At 54.9% G+C, this 7,792-nt stretch carries 6 protein-coding genes; 2 read left to right on the forward strand and 4 right to left on the reverse strand.

The window, feature by feature from the left end; all coding sequences use genetic code 11:
- Positions 1-1,368 (forward strand): nickel pincer cofactor biosynthesis protein LarC (gene larC / locus ACWIUF_RS04205; RefSeq protein WP_448570981.1); only part of this gene is annotated, 1,368 nt, incomplete at its 5' end.
- Here the strand turns inward: larC and rimM are convergent.
- Complete coding sequence (gene rimM / locus ACWIUF_RS04210; protein ID WP_448570982.1) at positions 1,340-1,897, reverse strand: ribosome maturation factor RimM; 558 nt, start codon at positions 1,895-1,897, stop codon at positions 1,340-1,342. The two genes, larC and rimM, sit on opposite strands and share 29 nt — an antisense overlap.
- A gap of 464 nt (positions 1,898-2,361) precedes the next feature.
- Between rimM and ACWIUF_RS04215 the strand changes: the two genes are divergently transcribed.
- Positions 2,362-4,839: a VIT domain-containing protein gene (locus ACWIUF_RS04215; protein ID WP_448570984.1), complete on the forward strand. Its 2,478-nt coding sequence runs from the start codon at positions 2,362-2,364 to the stop codon at positions 4,837-4,839.
- 372 nt (positions 4,840-5,211) lie between these two features.
- Here ACWIUF_RS04215 and ACWIUF_RS04220 read toward each other — a convergent pair whose 3' ends face one another.
- The 3 genes from ACWIUF_RS04220 to ACWIUF_RS04230 form a co-directional block, all read right to left on the reverse strand.
- Entirely contained in the window at positions 5,212-6,060 is an 849-nt protein-coding gene (locus tag ACWIUF_RS04220) for a prohibitin family protein (RefSeq protein WP_448570985.1), read from the reverse strand.
- Between the two features lie 82 nt (positions 6,061-6,142).
- The gene (locus tag ACWIUF_RS04225; RefSeq protein WP_448570987.1) at positions 6,143-6,844 is read right to left on the reverse strand and encodes a Rho termination factor N-terminal domain-containing protein; all 702 of its coding nucleotides are present in this window, start codon (positions 6,842-6,844) and stop codon (positions 6,143-6,145) included.
- Positions 6,837-7,712, reverse strand: coding sequence for a ParA family protein (locus ACWIUF_RS04230; RefSeq protein WP_448570989.1), 876 nt, complete (start codon positions 7,710-7,712; stop codon positions 6,837-6,839). Before ACWIUF_RS04230 ends, ACWIUF_RS04225 begins: the two co-directional genes overlap by 8 nt.
- Positions 7,713-7,792 lie beyond the last annotated feature (80 nt).

Genomic DNA, 7,792 nt, shown 5'->3' on the forward strand with positions numbered 1-7,792 from the left:
GATAAAACCCATGCGGCTACCCCCGCCGTCCCCGCCCTCCCCACACCCGGTCATGCCCATCGCCCTGATCGGAACCCCGCCTCGGCTCACACCCATGCCCAATCGGTGCGCCATCTGCCGGAGATTGCGGCAATGATCCAGCAAGCCGCCTTACCGCCCCGGGTTGAGGCCTGGAGTCTAGCGGTGTTTCGGCAACTGGCGATCGCGGAAGGGGCCGTGCATGGCATTCCCCCGGAACAGGTTCACTTCCACGAAGTGGGGGCGACGGATGCGATCGTCGATATTGTCGGCACCTGCCTGGGGCTGGACTGGTTAGGGATTGACAGTGATGCCGAGGGTTGGCCATTGCTCTACTGTTCAGCCCTACCAACTGGTGGAGGGACTGTATGGGCGGCGCATGGTCGGTTGCCAGTCCCAGTCCCGGCTGTCCTGAAACTATGGGAGATGCGACAGGTGCCGATCTACAGCAATGGCATTGAACGGGAATTGGTCACCCCCACCGGAGCGGCGATCGTCACCACCCTTGCCCGTCAGTTTGGCCCGCCCCCGGCCATGATCCTGGAGAAGGTGGGATTAGGCGCAGGCACAATGACGCTGCCCATGCCTAACCTATTGCGGCTCTGGGTAGGCCGAAGCAAGACGGTTCACCCTGGCCCCTTCCCCCTTCCCCCTTTGGCAGCAGAGCAGGGATCGGGGTCCCAGGGAGGAGAAGCCCACGCTCATGAGGCACACCAGGATACCGGGGAACAACGACACGGCGGCGATCGGCCACCGGCAACCTCGCCACCGGCAGCCCCATCACTCGCCCCTGCTTTTAGATCAGTCCCCCCGCTGACGGCCCACGCGTTACCGCCCCACTCGCGAACGGAGACGATCGCGGTCCTAGAGACCCAGATTGACGACCTCAGCCCCCAGGCGATCGCCTATGTGGGGGAACGGCTGTCTGCGATCGGGGCATTGGAGGTGTTTACCCAGGCCATTGGGATGAAGAAGAATCGACCGGGGATACTGCTAACGGTGATTTGTTATCCTGATCGGCGGCTGGACTGCGAAGAATTGTTATTCCGGGAAACGACAACCCTGGGAATCCGCCACACCATACAACAGCGATCGGCCCTAGGGCGCGAGGTGCAAACGGTGCAGACGGTCTATGGCCCGGTGCGCCTGAAGTTGGCCTGGTTTAACCCGCAAACCGTAAACCCGGCCCCGCAATTAGTCAATGTGCAGCCGGAGTATGAGGACTGCGCCCAATTAGCCCGCCAACACCAGGTCCCCTGGCGCGAAGTGCAACGGCTAGCCCTAGCCGCTTGGCACCAACACCCAGAGATGGACGTTAGCCTCAGTCCAACAACCCCAGAGGAGGCGTAATTTCAATCCGTTGCTGCGCTAGATCCACAATGGGCACGATCGCCTTAACAAAGGGAATCAGAATCGGTGCCGACTTGGGCGCGGAATCACTGGCCGTGGCGAGATCGACCTCCAGCAAATCATTCCCGGCACTGAAGACATTGGTGACCGTGCCAATCCGGACCTGGGTTACCTGATCAAACACCGAGAGGCCGATGAGATCCTGCACATGGAATTCGTCCTCCGCCAGCGGTAAGCGATCGCTCGCCGGCACCAACAATGTATATCCCCGCAGCTGCTCAGCCTGGTCACGATTATCGATCCCGGCCAGCTTGAGCACGTACAACCCCTTACCAGGAATGACCCGTCCCGCTAGGAGCGCGATCGGGGTGGGGGTTTGTTGCTGGGGTGCCAAGAGCCAACGCTGACCGGGTTCTAAAAAACGTTCTGGGAAATCCGACTCTGGATAAACCCGAACTTCACCGCCTAACCCTTGGGCCGCAACAATACGACCGATCGTGAGAAATGTTTCCAGCGGTGGTGTGGTCATGGGCCTAGTCCCCAATACAGCAATCCTTAGTATCGCTTAAACAAGCTGAGTCGTGCGCGGGGGGTATGGTCAATAGCCAGCCTCAAACCGCTCCCCTGACAGGCACCGTGGGCTAGGCATCTCGCCTGCCCATATTACGTTAGCCCCATCAATCACTAGACTGGCCCACCAATGGGGCTGAGATCCAGGGGCGATCGCACGGAAGTTGTGGGGTCGGCATCCTGCCTGCCACCGAGACAAGCAAGATGGCGCTCCCACGTTCAATTTGTGAGTTTGTGATCGACTGAGGCTGATCTGGTTACCATTTTGGTAACTTCACGATCGCCCCTGGCTACCCATGCCATCCTAAAGGCGTATTCGCACCTTAACCAACCGCTGTTTACCGCGACCCCAGGTTAACGAGCTAAGCCACTATTTTTTCTCTCCCAAGCGGGGGATTGCAAGGGGAAAATACAGGAAATACCATGAAAATCAATCGCTGCTTACTGTCCAGTTTCGCGTTGCTGTTATTAGGTGGCATTGGTGTTAGCGTCCACCTGTCGCCCAGCGCCTCCCACGCCCTACGTGTGATCCAGCCCACCGAGTCGGAGAATAATACCATGTCCACCCAAACAACAGCCCCCGATCGCCCAACAGGTGGCCTTTGGATGCAGACAAAAGACGGAGAATCCCAGGTATTTCCCCTCAAGCACACCCAGGTTAATGCGACGATTAGCGGCAATCTCTCGCGGGTGGAGGTTACCCAACGGTTTGAAAACCCCTTTAACGACCCCCTGGAAGCGGTCTATGTGTTTCCCTTGCCCGATGAGGCAGCAGTGGATGACATGGAAATTAAAATTGGCGATCGTATCATCAAGGGCGACATAAAAAAACGGGAAGAAGCCCAACAAATTTACGAACAAGCCAAGCGGGAAGGACGCACGGCTGGTTTGCTAGAGCAGGAGCGGGATAATATTTTCACCCAATCCCTGGCCAATATTCGCCCGGGGGAACAAATCGAAGTCACGATTCGCTACACGGACTCGCTGAAATTTGAAGGGGGCGATTACGAATTTGTCTTCCCAATGGTTGTCGGTCCTCGTTATATTCCCGGTACGCCGACGGGACCAGCGGGAGATACCGACCAAGTTCCCGATGCCTCGCGGATTACCCCCCCCGTCCTAAAACCGGGGATGCGATCGGGCCATGATATTGCGGTGACTGTGGCGATCGAGGCCGGGGTCCCGATCCAGTCGATCCAATCCACCTCCCACCAAATCCAGGTCCAGGAAGAAGGCCGGACCGTGCGGGTACAACTGGCTAATGAGGATACGATTCCGAATAAGGACCTGATTTTGCGCTATCAGGTCGCGGGTCGCGAAACCCAAACCACGGTCCTGACCCAAGCCGACGATCGGGGTGGGCACTTTGCGGTTTATCTCATCCCCGCCCTCACCTATCGCAGTAACGAAATCGTGCCGAAGGATGTGGTGTTTCTGATGGATACCTCCGGGTCCCAGTCGGGTGATCCGCTGCTGAAATCCCAGGAACTGATGCGGCGCTTTATCAATGGCCTCAACCCCAACGATACGTTTACGATCATTGACTTTGCCAATACGGCTACCCAGCTATCAACCCAACCCCTGGCCAATACGGCCCAGAACCGGGCTAAGGCGATCGCCTATATTGACCAACTCCAGGCCAATGGCGGTACAGAACTGATGAATGGCATCAACGCCGTGTTGAACTTCCCGCCCGCCCCGGCAGGGCGGTTGCGTAGTGTGGTCTTGCTCACCGATGGGTATATTGGCAACGATACGGAGGTGATTGCCGCTGTGCAGCAACGCCTACCAGTGGGGGTACGGCTCTACAGCTTTGGCGTGGGCAGTTCCGTGAATCGCTTTTTGCTCGATCGCCTCGCGGAAGTGGGACGCGGCACGATGCAGGTGATTCGCCACGATGAGGCCAGCGGTCCCGTCGCTGAAAAATTCTTCCGGCAGATCAATAATCCTGTCTTGACCAATATTCAAGTCGAGTGGCTGGGGGAAGGCGGCAAACCCACCCTTTATCCCCTCGCTGCACCGGATTTATTTGCCAACCAACCCCTCGTCATCTTTGGCCGCAAGGACGATCGCCGGAGTGGCCGCCTGCGGATTCACGGCGTTGCTGCGGGCGGGGAACGCTATGAACAGGTGCTCAATGTAGACTTTGAGTCCCGTGGTGAGTGGGGGAATCCCGCGATCGCCCAACTGTGGGGCCGTGCCCGAATCAAAGAATTGATGAACCAAATGTATGGCCTGGAAACCACATCGGGCGTGCAAGCTGTGACGGATACCGCCTTGGCCTATCGCCTGCTGTCCCAATACACGGCGTTTGTCGCCGTCAGTGAAGAGGTCCGGGTTGACCCCGATGGCACCCGCCGCACGATACAAGTCCCGGTCGCGTTGCCGGAAGGCGTGAGCTATGAGGGCATTTTCGGACCCGCAGAGGCCACCCTCAATCGGGCCATGCCCCAGGCCGCCTATGCGCCCCTGCCGAGTATGAGTCGTCGAGGCGCCGGTAGTGGGGTGCGATCGCAGCAGTCGTTCAACATGCCGCCTACCTCAATGCCTGCTGTTCCCCCTCCCTCGGCCCCGCTCTGGGAGGCTGACGAAACCACGGTGGGAAGCACCGCTAAGGCCAAATCTGCGATTACGGTGCTCCAGGCGGATGGGTTGGATGCGGCGGCGATCGCGGATCTCAACCGGCACCTGCAAACCCTGACGGTTCCGGCCAACCTGACGGGCAACCTGACCCTGGAACTGGTGATCCGCAATGGTCGCATCAGCCAAGTTCACCTGGATGATCAGCAGTCCACCTTACAAGATGCGGGGTTCTTCCGGACCCTTCGGACTCACCTACATCGCTGGCAGGTGCCAGGAGCCGTGTCGGGCACGGTGCGGGTTGTGGTGCAGGTGCAATAGCCACCCAGCAGACATGGGGTCGGCATGACGTTCCCCCGCCGGGAGTTTACTGCCGCCCCTGTCCCCCTAGAAACCTTATCGACATCCCTCAACCCTAGCGCGAAAGGCGTTCCCGACGGAACGTGCTCCCCCGGCCATTAAGTTCACCTGATAGGGCTGATCGTTGGGGCGGGGGACTGCTTCGATAATGACGGGTTCGTTATAGGTAAGCTTCGCCCGACCGTTTTTATAAACGCGATCGGAGGAATCACCACTGTACTTGAGGTGAACTTCCAGGCCGCCTGTCCCAAAAACTGGGGCCGTTTAAACAAAGTTCATAACTCGCCTGAGCTGTCCGGGGGATCTAAATCAGCAGAACAGGAGTGCATCCCCCTATTGGGTAGCCATATTCAAGTTGAATAAAAAAGGCACACTACTTTTCGCATCCCCATTGAGGACCAGAACCTTGGGCATTTGGGCACCCCCTTGCTTCCAGGCTTCGATCGCTTCCTTTTGCAACACTAACTCACCGCCCTGGGCCTTCAGGGTTTCCGCCAATAGACGCTGAGCTTCCGCCTTCCCCTTCGCCCGATTGACCTCTGCTAGGGCTTCCTGTTCCGCCTGTTGAGCCACATAAACGGCCCGTTGGGCCTGTTGTTCAGCAATTTGTTTCTCCTCAACGGCTCGCGTAAAGTCTTTGGAGAAATTTAGGTCAACAACACTCGTATCCAGCACGATCACCGCATATTTTTCCAAGCGTTCACTCAGGGCATCGTCAAAATCCTGTTTCAGTTGTGTGCGTTGAGTAATGGCTTCTTCGGCAGTCCGTTTAGCAGCAGCAATTTTGAAGGACTCCTGGGTTTGGGGCGCAATAATCTTGGAAACTAGATTTTGCAAGGTTCCCTGGGTGCGGCGAATTTGGACAACCTGGGTGGGATCAAGCCGGAAATTGATGGCAAAGCTGGCGGTCAAGTCCTGAAGATCCCGTGTAGCGCTCTGGGCTGGTACTTCAAATTTTTGAACGGTCACGTCGTACACATCAACGGCGGCAATGAGGGGAGGCTTAAAATGAATGCCTTCGAGTAACGCCCCATCGCGGGCTTTGCCTAAAATACTCAAAACACCCGCTTCCCCAGGGTGAATGATGACAAAGGAATTAAGACCCAGAATAAGCAGACAGGTGGCAGCTAGGACCGCCAAAATGGTGGCGAGGTTGTCTAGAGGTTGCTGGTTGCGGCTCATGGTTAAGAATGGGTGCTAAACGCCTGGCTCCTGGCTCCCAAGCTGAAAACGTACACTGATTGCTTGCAGACACCGATCGTTTTCAGGCACCGATTGCAGGCACCGATTGCAATAATGCAACTAGTTCTATTTTCTTCAACTTAGAGTAGCCTGCTAGCCCATACTCTTTCGCTAGCTTCTTGAGTTCTGTGGTCGATAGGTCTTGCAATGTTTGGCGTTCTGGTTTTGCTCCTTCTGCCAAGGGAGATAGGAAAAATACCTGTTTCAAAGCATCAAGCTTCTTACCCTTTGTGATGCCACACTTTAATGTAGATATGGGTGAAAGATCTGTCCAACAAGTTTTATCTATTTCCTCAAGCCGATTGGTTACTTTCGCCAGATCAATCCCCTTCAAAGGGCTGCCCGGTTGTCCCATCACATAGCGTAATGCCGCCTCAATTATTTCGCGTGAGGCTGATCTTAAATTAACCTTAGGTACGATTTCCTGGCTCAGTATCTTTGCCTGCTGAATATTCCCTTCATGGGGATCGATCACAATGCACCATACCTTATCGAGATCCGCTACATTAGCCGCAGCATAGACAAAATGGTTGCTCACTACCTGGTATTGATAATCGCCCATTTCCTGAACAACGATCGGCACCCAGTTGCGCTGTTCTGGCGTATGTTGCAGGCTCGCCGCCGCCGCCGCCAGCATAAAAGCAGGGGTAGATAATTCTTCCCCAGGTTCAATATCCGCTAAGGGCAGTAGCATCAGCTTACCGATATCGTCAAACCTACCCATACAGAAAATACTCCTTGGCTAAACTGAGGTACTGTTCGCGGGCACTTTTGTTCGTAAACGCTGCGGGTAAGTTTTGGAAAGCCGCACCCGCAACTGAAGCATAACCAGGGATGGAAAAAATGGTGCGGTCCAATCCCCCTTTTACAGCTTTGGGATAAAAGTAAGGTAGTAGATTAAATTCAAACTCTTTCTTGGTATGGCTAATAATTCTGTCAATTTCCTTGTGGGCAACAGATGCTTGAGCATCAGTGATCGTTTCACCGTTGAAAAAAATCGGCAAGGCGATCGGGCCACCATCGTCTCGGTTTTGACGCGTTTCAGGGATATAGGATCGAATCACTTTGGACGCGTTGTGCAGCGAAGCCATCCCATTATGTTTGGCTGGAATTAATACCACGTCAGCAGCATAGATACCGCTCTGGGAGAAAAACATCCATTGGGTAGGGCAGTCGATCAAAATATAGTCATAGTCATAAATAAAGGCTGAGAGCAAATCCCGTAACCGTCGGCTGCCACCTTGAATTTTATTCACATTTTGATCATCATTGAAGGCATCCATGCCGTTATCCGCAGGCAAAACATCCATCAAATGAATTTTTTTGCCATTCTTTTCTACATCAAACGGGACAACTGCCTCCCGCACATCCAAGTTTCGATTTTTTAAACAGTCAGAGAGCGTAGCCACTTGGCAATTAAGGCGGAATGATCTTGTCAAATCCTGTTGAGAATCAAAATCTACGACGAGTACCTTTTTCCCTTTGCTCCTTAAGATGGCTGCCAGATTTGAGGTTGTTGTTGTCTTGCCCACACCCAGAAGTGTTGAATCCAGATATAAAACTTTACACTTGAGGGTGCGAGAGTCATACAAGCGTTTCTGGAAGCAAATCGTAGCTCCAATGGACGAGCGAACAGCGACGGCTGAGTTCTAGTTGCAAATAGCGAAACTTG

The organism is Trichothermofontia sp. (genome assembly GCF_053493415.1).

What these genes read in the sequence shown, in the direction of transcription:
- ACWIUF_RS04225 (WP_448570987.1), bottom strand. Translation starts at nt 6,844, where the DNA reads ATGGGTAGGTTTGACGATATCGGTAAGCTGATGCTACTGCCCTTAGCG.
- rimM (WP_448570982.1), bottom strand. Translation starts at nt 1,897, where the DNA reads ATGACCACACCACCGCTGGAAACATTTCTCACGATCGGTCGTATTGTT.
- ACWIUF_RS04220 (WP_448570985.1), bottom strand. Translation starts at nt 6,060, where the DNA reads ATGAGCCGCAACCAGCAACCTCTAGACAACCTCGCCACCATTTTGGCG.
- ACWIUF_RS04215 (WP_448570984.1), top strand. Translation starts at nt 2,362, where the DNA reads ATGAAAATCAATCGCTGCTTACTGTCCAGTTTCGCGTTGCTGTTATTA.